This is a genomic window from Meridianimaribacter flavus (assembly GCF_004366715.1).
GTDB classification, from domain to species: domain Bacteria; phylum Bacteroidota; class Bacteroidia; order Flavobacteriales; family Flavobacteriaceae; genus Gaetbulibacter_B; species Gaetbulibacter_B jejuensis.
Window position 1 is genome coordinate 103,927 of sequence record NZ_SOQZ01000005.1, and the last position, 19,827, is coordinate 123,753.

A 19,827-nucleotide genomic window follows, 5' to 3' on the forward strand; every position below is an offset into this window, starting at 1 on the left:
ATATAAGTTTTAAACAACTTCAAACAGCGCTTTAATGTTGTGAGCAAAGAGTTTTACAGCGATTGCTAATAATATAACACCAAACACCTTACGGATAATATTAATTCCGTTTTGGCCAATTAAACGCTCAATTTTAGAAGAGGTTTTTAATACTATAAATATAATAATTACATTTAGTACTACAGCAATTATAATATTTTCAATTCTATATTCAGCACGTAAAGAAAGCAGTGTGGTTAAACTTCCTGGTCCTGCAATTAGCGGAAACGCCAAAGGGAACACCGAAGCTGTCATAGCAGTGTTTTCATCTTCTTTGTATAAAGTGATACCCAAAATCATTTCTAAGGCAATAAAAAATAAAATAAAGGCACCAGCTACTGCAAATGAGTTAACACCAACGCCAATTAATGATAGAATTGTTTTTCCTAAAAACAAAAACATAATCATTATAATACCAGCAATTATTGAAGCCTTTTCACTTTGAATATGACCTACTTTTTTACGTAAGTCGATAATGATAGGAATATTACCAATAATATCTATTACAGCAAATAATACCATAAAAGCCGTAAATATTTCTTTAACATCGAATTGCATCAGAATAGGGTTTTAAATTTTTTGCAAATTTCGGTAATTATAAATGAAATATGCTATTAAATAACAGTAAAGTTTATTTGCTTTTTTTATGCTGAATATAACCTATATTTGCTGCATGTTTCAGTTAGGAAAAACCATAGTTTCAGAAGATATTATAGAAAATGACTTTGTTTGTAACCTTTCGGCATGCAAAGGTGCATGTTGTATTGATGGTGATGCAGGAGCTCCATTGGAGGAAGATGAGACAAAAATTTTAGAAGATATTTATCCTAAAGTAAAGCCTTTTTTAAGAAAAGAAGGGATTGCGTCAATAGAAGAACAAGGTACTTTTATTACCACAGAAGATGGTGAGTTTGAAACGCCTTTAATTGATGGCGCTGATTGTGCTTATGTTATTTTTGATAAAAAAGGAACTGCACTTTGTGCTATTGAAGAAGCTTACAACCAAGGAGAAATCAACTGGAAAAAACCAGTGTCTTGTCATTTATATCCTATTAGAGTTAAAGACTACAGCGAGTTTTCAGCAGTTAATTATAATAGATGGCACATTTGTGATGATGCGTGCACGTTGGGAAAAGAACTTCAGGTTCCTATTTATAAATTCGTAAAAGAAGCACTAATACGAAAGTTTGGAGAAGATTGGTATATGGAGCTCGAAAAAGTAGCTCAAAAACAAAACAGATAACTTTAAGCAGTTCTTAAAGCTTGAGTTTGTATAGGGATATCAATAATTACTTTTGTACCAACAGGTTTTTGTTGGTTGTCATAAAGATCATCAATCTTTAATTTGTACTGACTGGTATATCCTTTTGAAAAGTTTGATAATCGTGCTTTTGTTATAGCAATACCTACCGATTTCCGTTTTAATAGTTTACTCTTATTAATTTTTTCAGATTCTTTTCTACCTATTCCATTATCAGAAATAGTAACAGTAACATAATCATTAGAAGATTTTGTAACATGAAGGTCAATTTTTTTATTGTCCTTTTTGGTGGATAACCCATGCCAAAGTGCATTTTCTAAAAAAGGTTGAAAAATCATTGAAGGCACTTTTACACTTGCGGTATTTATCGTGTCGTCAATATGAATTTTAAAATTGATTTCGTTAGAAAAACGAATGTTTTCAATATTCATGTAAAGCCTCATAGTGTCCAACTCGTCTTCTAAAGAAATTTCCTTTTCAGTTGAAGCAATGAGTATTTTTCTAATAAGCTTTGAGAATTTGTTTAGGTAGTAAACAGCGTTTTCTTTTTCGTTGTTTATAATATAGAGCTTTATTGAGTTTAGGGAATTAAAGATAAAATGAGGGTTCATTTGACTCCTTAACATGTCTTGCTCTAAGGTTAAAATTTGTTTTTCTTGCTCTAGTTGTCGTTGTCTGTTAAGTGTAATTATAACTCCAGCAACAAGTATTAGGCCTACTAGTGTGTACCAAAATATTTTTTTGTTTTTCTCAAGCTTGGATTTTACCATTTCATTTTCGCTAGCAAGCGCACGAATTTGATTATTTTTTATTTCGTTTTCATACTGAACAATAATATCATTAACATACTGTAGGTTTCTTTCGTTTGAGATGGTTTCTTCAAGCTCTATAGAGGTTTTGTAATGCTGCATAGCAGTTTTATAGTCTCCTTTTTTGGTGTATAAATCAGATAAATGTTCATTGGCTTCAACTACTGCAGATTTTAATCCGTAAGTTTCTCCAACTTTTAATGCTTTTTTTAAGTTGTCTTCAGCTTCAGTGTCTAAATTTAACTCTATTTGAGCCCAACCTAAGTTGGTGTAAGACGAAGCAATATAAAATTGGTCTCCAACCTGAAGTGCTTTTTCCAGAGCATCTTCAAGTATGGTTTTAGCATCGTTATATTTACCTTGTTTGATGTAGATTTTCCCTATACTATTAAAGCAAATTACGCGTCCTATTTCGGAGTCTATTTCGTTATTATACTGTAATGAAGTTTGGTAATCTTTTAAAGCGTCTTCTAAGTTGCCCTTGGCTTCTTTAGCATAGCCAATGTTTTGGTAGTTAATGGCTAGTCCTAACTTATTATTAGCTTCGGTTTCAAAAACTAGAGATTTACTAAACTGAGCAATTGCCAAGTCGTATTGCTTTAACGCTAAATAAATATTACCCATACTATTTTGCGATACAGCAATACTGTGTTTCATTTCTTGTGTTGGGTTTTTGAATGAGTTTGCAATATCCAACGCTTTTTTATGATAATCTAAAGCGGGTTTTACTAAGTCCATCCTACGATACACAACACCTAGCATGTTTAGATTAATAACTTCTAGCTCTTGATTTTTTGCTTCTACAGCAATTTCTTTTGATTTTAAATGAGTTTCTATTGCTTTATCATATAGCGAGACATTTCGGTATATAGTTCCTAGTGCATTTAGTCCATAGCTTTCACCTTCAAGATATTCAAGTTTTTTAGACTTAGAGACTAGCTCTTTCATATTAATGCTGTCGTACTTGGTTCTATAAAATATAGAGTCTAAAACAGTGTAAGAGTTAGGTTTTGTGTCTAAAACATTTTCAAGTAAGACTTTAAAGTCTGTGCTTTTATTGTTTTGGGCGCTTATACTTAAAATACCTATGCAATTAACGCATAGTAACAAGAAAATGACTAGAGCTTTTTTACTGTAAGTTGTATTTGCCAATAAATTGTGCATGCTATAATTTTTCTAAAAAATCAGATTTACGTTGTCTGGCTACAGGTATTTTGTGGTTAGATTGCATAACAACATAGCCTTCATTTTTTATAAATTCTTTTATCTTATTAAGGTTAATAATAAAAGAGTTGTGTATTCTAAAAAAGTAATGTTCTGGTAAAATTTCGTTGACTTCTTTTAATTTTTTTGTAGCTACAATTTTTTGTCCATCGGCTAAAAAGATAGTGCTATAATTTCCATCAGATTCAACAAATAAAATATCATCAAGAGTAACGAATATGAGTTTTCCATCGGTATTAATGGTAATCTTTTTTTGGTCAAATTTAGCATTAAAGTTTATGAGAGCCTTTTCAATTTTTGATGAATTTAAAAGTCTGGAATTAAACTTTTTGATTTTTTTTATTGTGTCTTGAAGATCATCAGAGTCTATAGGTTTTAAAAGATAGTCTATAGCTTCATGTTTTAAAGCTTTAATGGCATATTCATTATATGCTGTAGTGATTACAACAGCAAAATCCTTGTGTTGTAACTTGTCTAAAAATTGAAACCCATCCATTGCTGGCATTTGAATGTCTAAAAACAAACAATCAGGAGTATTGTATTCTAAGTATTCTAGGGCAACTTCAGGGTCAGAGAACGTTTTTGTAATTTCTATCTCATTACTAAAATTAGTTAATTCCCAAGATAAACTTTGAATAGCTTTTGGCTCATCGTCAACTATTACAGCTTTTATCATAATATCAAATATAACAATATATTATCTGCAACTTTAAATATATGTGTGGTTTGACAGTGTTTTTGTGTAATATGTTAAATATTAACGTTAAATAATGCGTTTTTGACAAAATAAATCAAATTCCTACTTACCAACTATACAATTTTCATAACCATTTATACAAACCTAATTTACAAACCAATTTTATTTATAGATATTTGATGTAACAAATTTTATAGAAACCTAACCATAATATAAAGTGATCGTGGGGATTCACTTATCTGATTAAATGCTATTAATCAACAAATAAAAGTCAGGTTTATTCCTGACTTTTATATTTTCCACAGGGTTTAAGGTGACTATCCTTTTAATTTAAATAAAAAGTTTTAGTTAGTTTAGTTAATTATTGGGGAAAAAGAGAGCTTGTCTAGGCTCTCTTTTTTGTTTTGTAAGTTTTCTCGTATTATTTTTGGTTAAACCACAACATGTATAGCTCAACAAAAACAAATCATACCTATGGAAATTACTGAAGACTTACTAGCAAGCAAAGGCAAGCGTTTTGTTAACCATCTTATAGATTTAGTGCCACAATACGCAGTTATATATGGGCTGTCTTATGGGTTTTACTATTTAGGGGAGTTCACAGGAAATTATGCATTGAGTGATTGGTTTAATGGAATGTCTACAGTAATGGACTACGTTTTTACTTATTTACTATTACTTATCTATTACACCTTAATGGAAGGGTATACTGAAAGAACATTAGGTAAATATGTAACAAGAACAAAAGTCATTAAAATTGACGCTGAGCCTATAACGTTAAAAGATGCTTTTATAAGAAGCCTGTGCAGATTAATTCCTTTTGATATGTTATCCTTTTTGGGAACAAATGGTAAAGGATGGCACGATTCTATCTCAAAAACTTATGTTGTTGACATTGATAAATTTGAATCTAAAAAGCAAAGCGAGATTAACCTTGAAGCTATTGGTAATACTCTAATCGAGTAAACTACTACTCTTCTTCAGACGATTTAGATTTGTTTTTGTCTACAGCTATAGTTGCAGGTACAACGGTATCGTCATAAGCCTGATAATACTCTTCTAGTAAATTCATAGTAGCTGTAAGCAAATCTTTAGTTTCTAATAGAATGCTGAAATAAAGTGTCGTGTTTTTAGGACTCGATTCTTCAGTTCGAGTACGCTCCACTTGCTTTTGAATTTTTTGGGTGAGCGTATCAAAAATCACTTTTTTATTGTTAAGCACTTTGCCAATTTCTTCAAAAGTTTCGGAGTCAAATGAAGTTTTTGTATCATCAAATAAACGTTGAATTAGGTCATCAACCTCTTTAAGTTCCTTTATTTGACTAAACTTAAGCTTTTTGTGATTGTTGTTAATGTGTTTGTGGCTTACCTTAGAAATGTATTCTAAAGATTGCGCCATATCTTGCAAGTAGCTTAAAATATTGATGTAGAAATTACTCGCATTAACACTTGGGTCTTCAAGATTTTTAATAAAATAGAAGATGTTATCTCTTAAATCTTCAATCTCAGAAGATAGTTTTTCAATATTCTTTTTATTCTTTTTAAGTGCGTTTAAGTTTTGAGTAGCTAATCCATTAATTGCACCAGAATATATTTTATTTCCTCTTTTAATAACGTTTGAAATGTTACCAGCACTTTCAACGATAACGCCTTGTAGCGAGCTGCTTTCAGCTTTGTTTAAACTATCAGTTTCTTTAATTGATAAAGATTTTTTTCTGTGATTTAAATAGTTTTTTACAAGAAGAATTATGGCAATAGTTAATAATGCAGATAACGCATAACCTTTTCCGTAAAATAATATTACAGCCATAATAGCAGCAGCAGTAAAAGCGCACAAAGCAGTTAAGAACCAACCACCAATAACATTTAAAACTCCAGCAACTCTGTAAACAGCACTTTCACTTCCCCAAGCTCTATCAGCTAATGATGTACCCATTGCAACCATAAATGTTACATAAGTAGTTGATAAAGGTAATTTCATAGATGTTGCTATAGAAATAAGTACACTAGCAACCATAAGGTTTACTGATGCTCTTACAAGGTCAAAAGCTGGTGCATCTTCTTTAGATGAGGTATAAGAAAGTACAGGTTTAACAAACTGTTTTTCAATTTTTTCTTTAGCAGAAGCAGAAAGAAGACTATTGAAGCTACTAGATATAGCAATACTTCCTCTAACGATACTACGCGATAAAAAGTTTGGTTCAAAACGCTCTTTTACATCATCTTGACGAGATAAATCTACTGATGTTTTTACAACAGCCTTTGCCTTACTAGAAAACCATAAGGTAAGCACCATTACTAATCCAGCAATAAGTAAAAGGTAAGGTTCAGTTTTAACCTTTTCAGCTAAAGAGCCCATGCTAAATTCAGTAGGCAAAATACCACTAGCAGACCATTTATTGAAAGAGTCAAAAGCAGCAATAGGAACACCAATAAAGTTTACAAGGTCGTTACCTGCAAAAGCCATAGCTAACGCAAAAGTTCCTATGATGATAATCATTTTGTAAATATTGGTTTTAAATGCAGAGATAACAACCATTGATATTAAAGACCAAGCAATAAGGTTGATGCCTAAAAAAGCAAGAGTGTTTTCTTGTACTAAGTCTAAAAAGTTACCACTCATAAATGTTGCACTTTTTAAACCTTTTATTATTATGAAATAAAGTATTGAAGTTACTGCAAATCCACTAAATACAGCTCCATACCAACTTGGTTTAGATTCGAATTTAAACGACAATAAAATTCTTGATATAAACTGGATTAGTGCACCAACACTAAATGCTATAACTACTGATAGTAGAATACCTAATATAATTTCAATAGCTTTCTCGTTATTGATATATGTCCCAAGATCTAGAATGCTTTGAGTGTCATCAGCATTTATTTTAAGTAAAGCCACACAAACCGAAGCTCCTAATAATTCAAATACAATAGATACAGTAGTTGAAGTAGGTAACCCAAGTGTATTAAAGAAATCTAGCAAAAGAATATCTGTAATCATTACAGCCATAAAAATGACCATGATTTCATCAAACATAAATTGCCCAGGATTAAAGATACCCTTTCTTGCAACTTCCATCATTCCGCTAGATGATAACGCTCCAAGAGCAACACCAAGACTAGCGACTATCATTATAGTTTTAAACGTAATTGCTTTAGAACCTATAGCAGAGTTTAAAAAGTTAACAGCATCATTACTAACACCAACTACAAGGTCAGCTATTGCTAAAAAAGCTAAAGCGACCAACATGTAGATATAAATATTTTCCATTAAGAAAGAGTCAAAATTTAATTAGCAAATTTCTTGTTTTAAATTGAACGAAATGTTACCAAAATGTTATGTTCTTTTTAACTAACATATATTATAGAAGTAGGTTAGCTATTGTTTTTATTATGAAATGTGAACTTTCAATGTTAAATTTTTATTTTTTTAAAAAATTAAACAATTGTAAATCAGCTAATTATAATTTCAATGTTAATTTAATGTTACGTAAGTGTTACCAAAATGTTTTAAAATTGTAAATATATCTTTATATTTGTTACATAATCATTAATTAAAACCCAAAGTAACATGAAAAATATAGTATTAGTTGTATTGATGTTGGTGTCTAGTTTAAGTTTTGCTCAGGTAGATGCTAAGGTAGAAAAAAAAGGAGATTTAACTATGGTTACTTATTATCATGATAATGGTAATGTTGAACAAGAAGGAACTTTTAATGCTAAGGGTGAATTGCATGGTGTTTGGACAAGTTACGATTTAAAAGGTAATAAAGTTGCTGTTGGTAATTATAACAATGGTCAAAAATCTGGTAAATGGTTTTTTTGGGTAGATGATACACTAAAAGAAGTAGACTACAAAGATTCTAAAATTGCTAGTGTACAAGAGTGGAAACAATCTACTGATGTAGCTATAAGAAATTAAGTTTATCCTTATTAAATTAAAGCAAAAAGGCACTCTGAAAAGAGTGCCCTTTTTTATTTTATAAAACTAATTTGATTAAAATTTAAAGCTATAACCTAAAGAAAATTCAATTCCTGGATCTCTTAATGAGAATATTTGATCATCTGCTCTAAAAGATTCTGATAAGCTTTCTTTCTTATCGTTTAATAGGTTGCTTATTTTTAATTCTATAGAAGAGTTTTTGGTCTCTCCAAAAGCTTTGTTTAATGTAAAGTTTAAACTGTTAAAAGGCTGTGTGTAAACATCAGGAACAATTCCTGTTCCAACAACCTCAAGTGTTTTACCTTGTACATTATAAAATAATCCCGTTTGTAAACCAATGTCTTCGTTGTTATAGTCTAAACCAATATTTAATAAAAATGGTGATTGTCCTTGTAGGTCACGCTCTCTATCTATTGATTCTCCTTCTCTTGCAGCAAGTACTCTACGGTTGTATTCTTGCTGAGACATTTCAAGTTTTGAACTTATTACAGATACGTTAGCATTGAATTTAAGGTCATTTAAACTTTCTAAAATAAAGCCTAATCGTTGTCTAAATTCAAACTCACCACCTATTACAGTAGCATTACCTAAATTAGCAGGTGTTAATTGGTTTGCTGCTGATTCGAAAAATGTAATTTCGATAGGGTCTTTAAAGTCTTTATAAAAACCACTTATTGCAAACATTTGACCTGAATCTCCATAACGCTCATATCTTAAATCAAAGTTGTTGATGTAAGAAGGAACCAAGTCTAAATCACCAATAAACAGTCTGTTAGTAATTGGGTCATAGATTTGTGAGTTTGATTGTTCCTTAAATGATGGTCTAGCTGTAGTACGATAGTAAGAAGCTCTTAAATTTACATTGTCATTTAAAGAATAAATTAAGTTTGCTGATGGGAAAAAGTCAAACTTATCTTGAACTTCTTCTCTTTCATAAACAATGTCTTCTTGAGTATCTGCACCAGTATAATAAGCTTTAAAATACTCAGTTCTTAAACCTAAAACGGTTTTGAATTTCTCAGTAATGTTAAACTCATTAGAAATGTAAGTTGAAGCAATGTTATGTTCACCTTCATAAGCGTTATCTGGATTAAACGTATCACCAAAGGTAATATGAGTTCCGCTATCAGAGTCAGGTGTCCAAATGTTTTGTGTAGCTAATAAGTTATCTACATTTCCGTTTTCAATAAATGAATCGTCTCCAGTTATTTGAAAAGTGAATGCATCAATACTAAAATCTCTAAACTTATATACATAGCTACCACCAAACTTTAATTGCGCAGGACTATTAAAAAGGTTGTATTTTTTCTTTAAGTCAATTTTACCAACCCAGTTTTCTTCTTGAAGCCATCTCCAAATTCTTATTGGGTATGTAGCAGTACTAGGACTAATAACAAATGTGTTATTGTCTGAAGGTCTCAATGGTGTAATACGATGATCTTTGTCGTACACTTTAGAAAAGGTAGGAGAAAGTTTCCAATCTAAATTCCATGCATTTTCGTCATTGCTAAATCTATGACTACCACTAAGCAAAAAGTTAGTTACAGAACGCTCAGTATAAGTAAGTGCATTTTTATAGATAGGAGCTTGAGCTCCACCAGTTCCATCTTCAGAGATCTCTTGGTTATATACACCTGCAGTTGATTCACCATTTTGAATATGTAGTGCATTAAATTTGTACTTTGACTTTTTAGTCTTAAGAGATACACCGGCAAGTCCATTTAAAATAATATTGTTAATACCTTCAGATCCTCTTGAGCTTAATGTGCTGTTAAGTTGGTATTCAGATGGGTCACCATTTTGTCTTATCCAAGCTCCATCTATTCTTTCTTCATAAAATGTTGTTTCATTTTTGTAAGAAAAAGAGGTTTGGTAACCTAGTTTCATATCATTACCTAAATCATACTGATCACCAAGTGTAAAACCTAAGTCAAAATTCATTCCGCTATTTTCTTGCTTAGCGGCTAATTCTTTATTGAATTTATCTGTTAAAGAAGTCAATAACAATCTGTTTTCAAAAGTACCAGGTATAGGTTGGTATCTGTTTATTGGAAGATTTCTTGTGCCATCGTCATAACCAAAAAAATCAGTATCACTACCAGTATATGTCAAGTATTTGTCATTAAAGTGCATATCAGGATTGTATCCCATACCTAGAGAAATTGAAGACTCAAATTTATTTGGGAAATCTTTTGTGATAATATCAACTACACCACCTGTAAAATCAGCAGGATACTCAGCAGAAGCAGACTTTAAAACTATTACATTATCAAGTATACTTGTTGGGAATAAATCCATTTGAATTGTGTTTCTGTCTGGATCTAAACCAGGAATATCAACACCATTTAAAATAGATTTGGTATAACGGTCTCCAAGACCTCTAACATACACATATTTTCCACCTTGAATAGAAACACCAGGTACACTTTTTACTGCCGTAGCTACTGAACTTGCTCCACTACTTTTAATGGATTGAGCAGAAAGACCATCTAATAAAGTCACAGACTTTTTTTGCATGTTCAATACTGCATTTTCAGTATTTCTTTTTACTGTTGTGGTTACTACAACGGTTTCAAGTGAGTTTGTACTTAAGGTAACATCAATTACAGTAATTTCGTTAGACTTGATAACAATTTCACTTATTTCTTGAGTGTCATAACCAACAAAAGAAAATATTAAAGTATAAGTTCCAGGTTCTAATTCTAATTCATATTTTCCATCAAAGTCTGAAGTTGTACCAGTAGTAGTGCCTTTTACAAGTATGTTTGCAAAAGCCATTGGTTCAACAAACTCACCATCCATTACTGTTCCGGCAACTTTACCCTTTTGAGCATAAGAAAAAGAAACTGCAAGAAAGAAAAAGAAAATAAATGTAGATATATTTTTTTTCATAATAAATATTCTATAAACAATTGTCCACCCTATTTTAGTGGACAATTGTTTTTTTTAAGGGAGTTAAAACGTTGTCTAGATTAATGTCTAGATTTATTGCAAAGCACCAGAAGCGCTAGCATAAGTCCAGTCAAAGTCTGATAAATCAGCTCCAACTGTTTGAGATCCTAGAGTTACAGCAGTAGCTTCAGATCCAAAACCTGTTACTGTTACAGTTTCAGCTTTATTTACAAAGATGTCTTCTACGTTAGCAACACCTGTAGGTAAAACAATTTCCCAGTTGCTAAAAGTTACTAAACCATCGTTGTAATTAGTTGCAACACCATCGTTGTCTAATTCAACATCTGACTCAGCTTTAAATCCGTAAGCAAGAATATTGTTTGTAGCTCCCATTGCATTACTTCTATAGTCAGCATACTCACCATCAGCAGTTACAGTGTTACCAATAATAGTTGCGTTTTGTAAAGTAAAAGAACCTGTTAAAGAACCTTCAGGACCATCAATTTCAAATGCGTGGTCAGAAGCTTCCCCTAATACTACAACAGCGTTATCAATAGTACCAGAGTAAGCTTGATCAATATCTAAAGCGTCATCTCCTTGTCCCCAAACTAATAAGTTAGAAGCGTTAACTGAACCACCAAAGAATTCAATACCGTCGTCTACGTTAGCAACAACTTCAATATTGCTAATAAGAGTTCCAGTTCCAACACCACCTAGAGTTAAACCGTTAATTTCGTTACCTTCTCCAATTAAAGCTCCACCATGACGAATAGAAATATATTGTAATACACCAGAGTTGTCAGCAGCATCAGAACCACCATAAAGACCAAATGTGTCATCAGCAGGAATACCTTCTATTTGAGCTTCAGTAATATCTCCAGAGAAAGAACATGGAGCATAACCCATAACTAATAATCCTCCCCAAAGACCTCTATCGTTTACATCTAGGTTAGTACCAGCAGTTTCTCCACAAGTAATGTTATCACTTGTAGAAGTAAAGATAATTGGCTGAGAAGCAGTCCCTACAGCGTTTATTTTAGCACCTCTAGCAATAATTAATGCAGAAGCTAATGAACCAGTTCCTGGAGAACCTTTAATTATTGTACCTGGTTGGATAGTTAAAGTAGCACCATTGTCTACCACTACTTTTTGGTTTAAAACATAAATGTTGTCGCTAGACCAAGTTGTGTCTGAAGTAATTGCTCCTGTTACAGAAACAGTAGGACAAATATCTCCTCCACCATCTCCACCACCTTGATTGATGATTGTAGTTTCCTCAATAATAATAGGAGTATCGTCATCTTTAAAACAGCCAGTAAATACTAATGATAGCATTGTTAATACGGCTAAAGTTAATTTTCTCATTTTACTTTTTTTTAAAATAGTTTTGTTATATTAAATCGATGCTGCAAAGAAACTGTTGAACTGTAAAGACAAGGTTAATCAGAAGTTAAACATTGGTAATAAAAAAGTTATTTAAATGTTACCAAACCTTGATTTTTTGAGTTTCTCTAAACATTAAATTAACATTGAATTAGCTATCTTGCGAGCACTTAATATTTTGTTATGAATTGGGAACAATTACTCTCTTTAAAACGATTTGGTGATACTAATAAAAGGCTAAGAAAGGAGCAGGATGAGACTAGATTAGGGTTTGAGGTTGATTATGATAGGGTTATATTTTCTTCGGAGTTTAGAAGTCTTCAAGACAAAACTCAAGTTATTCCACTTTCTAAAACCGATTTTGTTCATACTCGTTTAACGCACAGTTTAGAGGTAAGTGTCGTGGGTAGGTCTTTAGGTAGAAAGGCAGGACAAAGGTTAATAGAGAAGCATCCTTATTTACAAAATATTCATGGTTATCAAGCAAATGATTTTGGAGCTATTGTTGCCGCAGCTGCTTTAGCGCATGATATTGGTAATCCGCCTTTTGGACATTCTGGAGAAAAAAGTATAGGTGAGTTTTTTAAAACAGGAAAAGGTGTAAAGTTTAAAGATAAACTTACGCAAAAAGAGTATCAAGATTTATGCGACTTTGAAGGAAATGCCAATGGCTTTAAAATATTAACCGAGAGTAGACCAGGTAGAGAAGGAGGTTTAAGGTTGAGCTATGCTACCTTAGGTGCTTTTATAAAGTACCCTAAAGAGTCATTGCCTAAAAAGCCAACAACTCATATTGCTGATAAAAAATATGGCTTTTTTCAAAGTGAAAAATCAGTGTTTTTAGATGTTGTTAAAGAACTAGGTCTTGTAAAGCGTAGTAATGATAATGATATTAGTTTTAGTAGACATCCACTAACTTACTTGGTTGAAGCCGCTGATGATATTTGCTACACTATTATTGATTTTGAAGATGGTATCAATCTTGGGTTAATACAAGAAGAATATGCGCTTGAGTATCTTATTAATCTTGTTAGAGGCTCAATTAATACTTCAAAATATCACGAATTAACGACCACACAAGATAGGGTTAGTTATTTAAGAGCTTTAGCTATTAATACGTTAATTAACGAAGCTGTTGAATTATTTATTGAAAATGAAGGAGCTATTTTAGATGGAACATTTTCCAAAGCTTTATTGGATTTGAGTAAATACAAAGCCCAGATAAAGGATATTATTCAAATCAGCATTTCAAATGTTTACCAGTCTGAAGAGGTAATTGATAAAGAGATTTCTGGTTATGAAGTTTTAAATCAGTTACTGAACGTATATACTGATGCAGTCGACAATAAATTGAATAATTCACTTTCTAGTTTTAATAGTTTAGTTTTAAAATCATTACCAAAAACTGTTAATTTGAATGATGATAATCTTTACAGTTGCCTAATGGCTGTATGTAATTATATTTCAAAACTTTCTGACAGTAATGCAATTTTAACCTATAGAAAACTTAAAGGTAATCACCTATAAATACTCAAATTGTTAATATAAATGTTGATAATTTTCAACTGTTTTTTTTAAAGTGGTTGAATTAAGCCTGAACTTTGAGAGTATAGATGGGAAATTAAATAATTGCATTTCATCGATAAAATTTGTGTTTTAACGATGATTTGTTATATTTGTTAACACAATCCCATAAATCTACTAAGATGAAAAAAAATCTATTAGGTGCGATAGTTATATTTTTTGTAACAGTAGCGTTTTTGCTAATGATAGACGATATCTCTAAAAGCAAAAATTCACAGCATGTACAAAACATTGATATGTACAATGTAGATCAGCAACCAGATTTAGCTACTACTGATACTGAGGAATAGGTCTTCAATAGTTTTAACCAAGCTATCTACATCCATTTTAGAAACCTTTTGTAATTGGTCAACCGTTCCATGTTGAATAAATTCATCAGGAATACCAACAACTTCTGTTTTTGCTGAGTAATCATATTTTGACTTAAACTCTAAAACTGCACTACCAAAGCCACCAACTACTGTTCCGTCTTCAATTGTTATTACAGCTTTAAATGTTTTAAAAATATGATGCAATAAACTCTCGTCAAGTGGTTTTACAAAACGCATATCAAAATGAGCAATTGTATCAGTATACTTGCAGTTTTCAATAGCATTTTCAACGTTTTTGTAAATAGAACCAATACTTAAAACAGCAACGTCTTTACCTTCTTTTAGTTGAATACCTTTACCTATTTGTAAAGTTTCAAAAGGGGTTTTCCAATCTATTACACTACCTCGTCCTCTAGGATACCTTATGGCAATTGGATGGTCTAAACCTAATTGCGCAGTGTACATAATATTGCGTAATTCAATTTCGTTTCTAGGTGCAAAAACAATTAAATTAGGGATACATCGTAAGTAAGCCAAATCAAAAACACCATGATGTGTCGCTCCATCTTCACCAACCAATCCTGCTCTATCCAAGCAAAAAATGACAGGAAGATTTTGAGTAGCAACATCGTGTATTACTTGATCGTAAGCACGTTGTAAAAATGTAGAATAAATATTACAAAATACAGTAAAACCTTGGGTAACCAAACCTGCAGCAAAAGTTACTGCATGTTGTTCGGCAATACCAACATCAAAAGCACGTTTAGGAAATTCTTTCATCATGTATTTTAAAGAACTTCCAGTAGGCATCGCAGGAGTAATCCCAATTATGTTTTTGTTGTTTTTTGCAATCTCAACAATGGTTAATCCAAATACATCCTGAAATTTAGGAGGTTGGCTAGAACCCGATTTAACAATCAGTTCGCCTGTTTTAGCATTGAACTTTCCAGGAGCGTGATATTTTACTTGATCGTTTTCAGCTTGCTTTAACCCTTTTCCTTTAGTAGTTATTATATGAAGGAACTTAGGTCCTTTAACGGTTTTTAGTCTGTTGAGTTCTGAGATCAAAAGTGTTAAATCATGGCCATCAATAGGTCCTGAATAGTTAAAGTTTAGAGCTTCAAAAATATTGTCTTGTTTTTGAGTACCTTTTTTTACATTGGTTAAATACTGTTTTAAAGCACCAACACTTGGGTCTATTCCAATAGCATTGTCGTTTAAAATCACCAACAAATTAGCATTAGTTACTCCAGCATGATTAAGACCTTCAAAAGCCATTCCGCTTGCAATTGATGCATCGCCAATGACTGCAATATGGTGTTTGTTTTCATTCTTTAACTGAGAAGCAATTGCCATTCCTAAAGCTGCTGATATTGATGTAGAAGAATGCCCAACACCAAAGGTGTCAAACTCACTTTCGCTACGTTTAGGAAACCCACTAATACCACCAAATTGCCTGTTGGTGTCAAAAACGGTTTTTCTACCAGTTAAAATTTTATGCACATACGCTTGATGACCAACATCCCAAACCAAAATGTCATCAGGAGTATTAAATACGTAGTGTAACGCTATTGTAAGTTCTACCACACCAAGACTAGCACCAAGATGTCCTTCTTTAGTTGCGACAATGTTAATGATAAATTCACGTAGTTCTTTAGCAAGTTGAGGTAAATCATCAACTGATAATTGACGTAAATCCTTAGGAACGTTAATATGGTCTAAATGTCTTTTTTGCACTATACAAAAGTACAAGAATTAATTAGTCTTTAATATCAAAAATAATAGGTAAAGAGTATACTGATGCAACATTTTTATCACGCTGTTTTGCTGGAATAAATTGAGGAAGTAGCTTCATAACTCGTGTGGCTTCTTTATCAAAATAAGGATGAGGTGATCTTACTTTGATGTCTTTTGTAGTTCCTTGCTCATCTATAGTGAATTGGACATGAATTCTTTGTTTGCCAGATAAACCTAAATCTCCTTGCGGTATTTTAAAAATCTCATTCACAAATTCACCGATTTTTTTATTAAAATAATCTCGTTTTTCAACAACACTTAAACTTTTAGGTGTGTTTTTAAACTCAGGAGGATTTTCAACTTGAATAAAACCTAATATTATATTTTCTTCAACTTCAATAATTTCTCCAGTTACATTAGGAATAGGGCAAAAAGGAGGAGCTGTAATTTCTGTAGAATCTTTTTTTGATGTCTTTGAGGAAGTTTTATCGGTTTTTGGGTGTTCATCAATTTCAATAACTATACCAGTTAACACAGGTTTTGGTGGTGGTTTAATGCCTTTAATAGTATCTTTTTTTGATTTCTTTTCTAGAGTTTCATCAAGTATATGTTCAATATCTTTATCAATTTCTCCCATTTTTTCAATAGTGTCTGTTTTTGCATCTATCAACTCAATGCTTTCAATTTTCTTTGTATTGCCTTTTTCATCAGCACAACTAAAAATAGTGGTTCCCATGGCTAATAATAATGCCAATAAGAACATTTTATGAAAACTTAGTGTTTGATCAAAAACACTTTGAGACACTTTTAGGTTAATGGTATCTAATTGACTTTGTTTAATGTGTCCACAAATGCGCTGGTGTTTGTTGGCATGGATAAAGTCTTGAATGTCATCAGTGGTCATGTTTGTAAAGTCGACAACGGTTTTGGAGCAAGATTGACAAAAACGTCCTTTTTCATTAGGCGTCATTTTCAACCAGTTTTCATGACATGGTTTGGGAATAGAAATTGAATAGTGAGGTTTCATAATTAATAGCTTTGTAGTTTGAATATCAAATTTCTTGCCGATTTGTTTTTGATTCAATTAGAATTGTATTTTTACAACCATGGAAAACCCTTTTGACGATACCTATTTTATGAAAAAAGCTTTACAGGAAGCTGAAATTGCTTTTGAAAAAGGCGAAATTCCTGTTGGAGCTGTTATTGTAATTGAAGATAGAATTATAGCAAGAGCACATAACCTTACTGAGTTGCTCAATGATGTTACTGCTCATGCCGAAATGCAAGCTATTACTGCTGCAGCAAATTTTTTAGGAGGAAAATATCTGCACAACTGTACATTGTATGTTACTCTAGAACCTTGCCAGATGTGTGCTGGTGCATTGTATTGGAGTCAAATATCTAAGATAGTGTATGGAGCTAGTGATGAAGAACGTGGTTGTATAAACCTAAAAACAAAACTACATCCAAAAACTAAAATGGTAGGAGGTGTACTGCAAGACGAAGCTTCGCAACTGTTAAAGCGTTTTTTTATTGAAAAACGCAATTTAAATTAGGGCATAAAAAAACGCCCAACATTTCTGTTGAGCGTTGAAACTGTGATAAATAAAGTATATCGCTTAGAGAACTTGCACGTTAGCGGCAACCATCCCTTTTCTTCCTTCTTCTTCTGTGTACTCCACATTATCGCCTTCACGAAGTTCAATACCGTTTAGGTTTGAAACGTGTACGAAAATGTCTTTTCCTGTTTCGTCGTTGGTAATGAATCCAAATCCTTTTGAATCATTAAAAAATTTAACTGTTCCAGTCATTGTAAAAAAATATTAATTAAAGGACAAAGGTATAATATTAAATGAAGCAATATGTTAACAAATTGTATTTTTATTAAAAAATTGATAATCAGCGTTTTTTTTCACGATTTCGCATTTTTTCTAAATTCTCATTGGTAATCATATAGTCTTTAAGGTTTTTATCTTTCCATCTGTAGTATGAAAACAACGGAAACACAACAAAAAACAACCCTACCACACCTAATCCAATGAGTTTTTGAGAGTATTCTGCATCAATAGAAAAACCACAAATAATAGATGCTAGTGAAGCAAAAAACGCAATGCCTGTGAAAATTTTTATAAATCGAATCATGATGTAAAATTAATCAATTCGCGTCTATAGGCAGTGAGTAATTTAGATTTTGACACAAACCCATAGTACTTTCCATCTTTTATTACAGGTAAGTTCCAAGCTCCAGAATCTTGAAAGCGCTGCATTACCTTTTGCATGGAATCTTCATTGTAGTTTATATAATCTGGTGGATTATGCATAAAAGTTTCAACCGAAGTAGTGTTATATAAACTTTGGTCAAACATCACATTTCTTATATCGTCCAATAGAATAATACCAACCAATCGTTTGTCTTCATCTACAACAGGAAATAAATTCCTGCTTGATTTTGCAACACCTTTATGAAGCATTTTGCCTAAAGACATTTCAGGATGTAAAAGCGTAAAATCATTTTCAATCACACTATCTAAAGTCATTAATGTTAATACACTTTTGTCTTTATTATGAGTTAACAAAGCACCTTTTTCAGCCAATTCTTTAGTGTAAATAGTGTGCTCAACAGCATTTTTGGTAATAATGAACGACATAGAAACTGTAATCATTAAAGGAACAAAAAGTTCGTAGCCACCAGTAATTTCGGCAATTAAAAATATAGCAGTTAAAGGCGCGTGAAGTACACCAGCAATTAATCCTGCCATTCCTATTAAAGTGAAATTAGATTCAGATACATTAAAATTCAGTCCTAGATTATTAATGATTTTTGCCACAACATTTCCCAAGGCACTACCCATAACCATTGTTGGGATAATAATACCACCAGCTCCACCAGCTGCAAGAGTTGTGGTCATGGCAATGGCTTTAAAAATTGTAATCCCTATTAATAAAGCAATAACAACCCAAATGTTATCAATAAAAGCGTCAAAAGGAGTTTTTCCTAATGCTTTTAGATGGTTGTCGTGTAATAAATCATTTATAAAACCAAAACCTTCACCATATAAAGGCGGAATAAAATAAAGCATAGTACCTATTGCTAAACCACCTATAATTAACTTTTGACCATTGGTTTTAAACCGATTAAAAAATGCATAAACGCCAAAGTATATTTTAGAAAAATAGATAGAAGCTATTCCTGTTCCAACACCAAGTACTAAGTAAAACAGCGTGTCTTTAATGGTGAATTTATCAACAACGGTAAAGTTGAACAGCACTTCATCACCTAAAAAGAAATAAGATGTCAATACCGAAGATACCGAAGCAATTAAAAGCGGAAGTAATGAAGCAAATGTGAGGTCTAAGCTAAAAACTTCAATAGCGAAAATAATTGCTGCAATAGGCGATTTAAAAATAGAAGCTATAGCACCTGCAGATGCACAGCCTATTAATAAAGTTCTTGTTTTCCTATCAATATGAAATAGTTGACCAATATTAGAGCTTATAGCAGAAGCAGAGGCTATTGCAGGACCTAATAGTCCTACCGAACCACCAAAACCTACTGTTATTGGAGCAGTAATTAGCGGTAAGTAAATTTTACTTCGCTTTAATAAACCATTCTTTTTGGAAAGTGAAAATAGTATGGTTGGGATAGCGTGTTCAATAGGTTGTTTTGAAATATGCTTAACAAACAAATACACTAGCCACAACCCAATAATTGGAAAAATGAAGTAAAAACTACTTTGAGAAAAGGTAATAGTTTCTAAAAACCACTCAATACCATAGGTAATATTTTTTATGATTACTGAAACAATTCCAGCTAGTAAACCAATTAAAATACTTAAAAGGAATACAAAGTTTTTATGGGAAATATACTTGTATCTCCATATATGTATTCGTTTTAAGAATGATTTTGCTGGCATAAATTAAAACTACTAAAAAATCCTGCAATTAGC

17 protein-coding genes are annotated in these 19,827 nt (G+C 32.0%); 6 read left to right on the forward strand and 11 right to left on the reverse strand.

From position 1 onward, the window contains the following. Positions 1-9 precede the first annotated feature (9 nt). A complete protein-coding gene (locus A8975_RS11410) occupies positions 10-597 on the reverse strand; it encodes a MarC family protein (protein WP_134200609.1) in 588 nt (195 codons plus the stop codon). A gap of 115 nt (positions 598-712) precedes the next feature. On the opposite strand from A8975_RS11410, the gene A8975_RS11415 reads away from it, so the two are divergent. After that, complete coding sequence (locus A8975_RS11415) at positions 713-1,282, forward strand: DUF3109 family protein (RefSeq protein WP_134200739.1); 570 nt, start codon at positions 713-715, stop codon at positions 1,280-1,282. A gap of 2 nt (positions 1,283-1,284) precedes the next feature. Here A8975_RS11415 and A8975_RS11420 read toward each other — a convergent pair whose 3' ends face one another. Both A8975_RS11420 and A8975_RS11425 read right to left on the reverse strand, forming a co-directional pair. Further along, positions 1,285-3,273 carry a tetratricopeptide repeat protein gene (locus A8975_RS11420; RefSeq protein ID WP_134200611.1) on the reverse strand — a complete coding sequence of 663 codons (1,989 nt, stop codon included), beginning with the start codon at positions 3,271-3,273 and terminating at the stop codon, positions 1,285-1,287. Between the two features lies 1 nt (position 3,274). Further along, positions 3,275-4,009, reverse strand: a complete 735-nt coding sequence (locus tag A8975_RS11425) for a LytR/AlgR family response regulator transcription factor (protein ID WP_131508762.1) — start codon at positions 4,007-4,009, stop codon at positions 3,275-3,277. Positions 4,010-4,504: 495 nt separating this feature from the next. Here A8975_RS11425 and A8975_RS11430 point away from each other — a divergent pair, with 495 nt between their 5' ends. After that, positions 4,505-4,996 (forward strand): RDD family protein, encoded by a 492-nt coding sequence (locus A8975_RS11430; RefSeq protein WP_134200613.1) that lies wholly within the window; start codon positions 4,505-4,507, stop codon positions 4,994-4,996. Between the two features lie 4 nt (positions 4,997-5,000). Here the strand turns inward: A8975_RS11430 and A8975_RS11435 are convergent, their stop codons facing one another. Next, the gene (locus tag A8975_RS11435; RefSeq protein WP_134200615.1) at positions 5,001-7,301 is read right to left on the reverse strand and encodes an inorganic phosphate transporter; all 2,301 of its coding nucleotides are present in this window, start codon (positions 7,299-7,301) and stop codon (positions 5,001-5,003) included. A 300-nt stretch (positions 7,302-7,601) separates the two neighbouring features. On the opposite strand from A8975_RS11435, the gene A8975_RS11440 reads away from it, so the two are divergent. Beyond that, positions 7,602-7,952: a toxin-antitoxin system YwqK family antitoxin gene (locus tag A8975_RS11440; RefSeq protein ID WP_131508765.1), complete on the forward strand. Its 351-nt coding sequence runs from the start codon at positions 7,602-7,604 to the stop codon at positions 7,950-7,952. 75 nt (positions 7,953-8,027) lie between these two features. Here the strand turns inward: A8975_RS11440 and A8975_RS11445 are convergent, their stop codons facing one another. Together A8975_RS11445 and A8975_RS11450 are read right to left on the reverse strand one after the other, a co-directional pair. Beyond that, positions 8,028-10,865, reverse strand: coding sequence for a TonB-dependent receptor (locus A8975_RS11445; protein WP_131508766.1), 2,838 nt, complete (start codon positions 10,863-10,865; stop codon positions 8,028-8,030). A 93-nt stretch (positions 10,866-10,958) separates the two neighbouring features. Continuing rightward, complete coding sequence (locus tag A8975_RS11450) at positions 10,959-12,230, reverse strand: hypothetical protein (protein ID WP_131508767.1); 1,272 nt, start codon at positions 12,228-12,230, stop codon at positions 10,959-10,961. 201 nt (positions 12,231-12,431) lie between these two features. Between A8975_RS11450 and A8975_RS11455 the strand changes: the two genes are divergently transcribed. Further along, positions 12,432-13,775 (forward strand): deoxyguanosinetriphosphate triphosphohydrolase, encoded by a 1,344-nt coding sequence (locus tag A8975_RS11455; RefSeq protein WP_134200617.1) that lies wholly within the window; start codon positions 12,432-12,434, stop codon positions 13,773-13,775. A 179-nt stretch (positions 13,776-13,954) separates the two neighbouring features. After that, the gene (locus A8975_RS14575; protein ID WP_161566756.1) at positions 13,955-14,122 is read left to right on the forward strand and encodes a hypothetical protein; all 168 of its coding nucleotides are present in this window, start codon (positions 13,955-13,957) and stop codon (positions 14,120-14,122) included. Here the strand turns inward: A8975_RS14575 and A8975_RS11460 are convergent. Together A8975_RS11460 and A8975_RS11465 are read right to left on the reverse strand one after the other, a co-directional pair. Further along, positions 14,096-15,880: a 1-deoxy-D-xylulose-5-phosphate synthase gene (locus A8975_RS11460; protein ID WP_134200619.1), complete on the reverse strand. Its 1,785-nt coding sequence runs from the start codon at positions 15,878-15,880 to the stop codon at positions 14,096-14,098. The two genes, A8975_RS14575 and A8975_RS11460, sit on opposite strands and share 27 nt — an antisense overlap. Positions 15,881-15,902: 22 nt before the next feature. Beyond that, a complete protein-coding gene (locus A8975_RS11465) occupies positions 15,903-16,907 on the reverse strand; it encodes an energy transducer TonB (RefSeq protein ID WP_134200621.1) in 1,005 nt (334 codons plus the stop codon). A gap of 79 nt (positions 16,908-16,986) precedes the next feature. On the opposite strand from A8975_RS11465, the gene A8975_RS11470 reads away from it, so the two are divergent. Next, positions 16,987-17,436: a nucleoside deaminase gene (locus tag A8975_RS11470; protein ID WP_131508771.1), complete on the forward strand. Its 450-nt coding sequence runs from the start codon at positions 16,987-16,989 to the stop codon at positions 17,434-17,436. Positions 17,437-17,499: 63 nt separating this feature from the next. Here the strand turns inward: A8975_RS11470 and A8975_RS11475 are convergent, their stop codons facing one another. From A8975_RS11475 to A8975_RS11485, 3 genes are all read right to left on the reverse strand, one after another. Next, positions 17,500-17,691, reverse strand: a complete 192-nt coding sequence (locus A8975_RS11475) for a cold-shock protein (protein ID WP_134200623.1) — start codon at positions 17,689-17,691, stop codon at positions 17,500-17,502. Between the two features lie 88 nt (positions 17,692-17,779). Beyond that, complete coding sequence (locus tag A8975_RS11480; RefSeq protein WP_134200625.1) at positions 17,780-18,022, reverse strand: hypothetical protein; 243 nt, start codon at positions 18,020-18,022, stop codon at positions 17,780-17,782. Continuing rightward, positions 18,019-19,794, reverse strand: a complete 1,776-nt coding sequence (locus A8975_RS11485; RefSeq protein WP_134200627.1) for a chloride channel protein — start codon at positions 19,792-19,794, stop codon at positions 18,019-18,021. The genes A8975_RS11480 and A8975_RS11485 overlap by 4 nt, the downstream gene beginning before the upstream one ends. Positions 19,795-19,827 lie beyond the last annotated feature (33 nt).

Bases quoted from the DNA above. Each gene is read 5' to 3' on its own strand.
- A8975_RS11455 (WP_134200617.1), top strand. From the start codon at position 12,432: ATGAATTGGGAACAATTACTCTCTTTAAAACGATTTGGTGATACTAAT.
- A8975_RS11475 (WP_134200623.1), bottom strand. From the start codon at position 17,691: ATGACTGGAACAGTTAAATTTTTTAATGATTCAAAAGGATTTGGATTC.
- A8975_RS11430 (WP_134200613.1), top strand. From the start codon at position 4,505: ATGGAAATTACTGAAGACTTACTAGCAAGCAAAGGCAAGCGTTTTGTT.
- A8975_RS11420 (WP_134200611.1), bottom strand. From the start codon at position 3,273: ATGCACAATTTATTGGCAAATACAACTTACAGTAAAAAAGCTCTAGTC.
- A8975_RS11480 (WP_134200625.1), bottom strand. From the start codon at position 18,022: ATGATTCGATTTATAAAAATTTTCACAGGCATTGCGTTTTTTGCTTCA.
- A8975_RS11440 (WP_131508765.1), top strand. From the start codon at position 7,602: ATGAAAAATATAGTATTAGTTGTATTGATGTTGGTGTCTAGTTTAAGT.
- A8975_RS11415 (WP_134200739.1), top strand. From the start codon at position 713: ATGTTTCAGTTAGGAAAAACCATAGTTTCAGAAGATATTATAGAAAAT.
- A8975_RS11470 (WP_131508771.1), top strand. From the start codon at position 16,987: ATGGAAAACCCTTTTGACGATACCTATTTTATGAAAAAAGCTTTACAG.
- A8975_RS11410 (WP_134200609.1), bottom strand. From the start codon at position 597: ATGCAATTCGATGTTAAAGAAATATTTACGGCTTTTATGGTATTATTT.
- A8975_RS11435 (WP_134200615.1), bottom strand. From the start codon at position 7,301: ATGGAAAATATTTATATCTACATGTTGGTCGCTTTAGCTTTTTTAGCA.
- A8975_RS11485 (WP_134200627.1), bottom strand. From the start codon at position 19,794: ATGCCAGCAAAATCATTCTTAAAACGAATACATATATGGAGATACAAG.
- A8975_RS11445 (WP_131508766.1), bottom strand. From the start codon at position 10,865: ATGAAAAAAAATATATCTACATTTATTTTCTTTTTCTTTCTTGCAGTT.
- A8975_RS11450 (WP_131508767.1), bottom strand. From the start codon at position 12,230: ATGAGAAAATTAACTTTAGCCGTATTAACAATGCTATCATTAGTATTT.
- A8975_RS11465 (WP_134200621.1), bottom strand. From the start codon at position 16,907: ATGAAACCTCACTATTCAATTTCTATTCCCAAACCATGTCATGAAAAC.
- A8975_RS14575 (WP_161566756.1), top strand. From the start codon at position 13,955: ATGAAAAAAAATCTATTAGGTGCGATAGTTATATTTTTTGTAACAGTA.
- A8975_RS11425 (WP_131508762.1), bottom strand. From the start codon at position 4,009: ATGATAAAAGCTGTAATAGTTGACGATGAGCCAAAAGCTATTCAAAGT.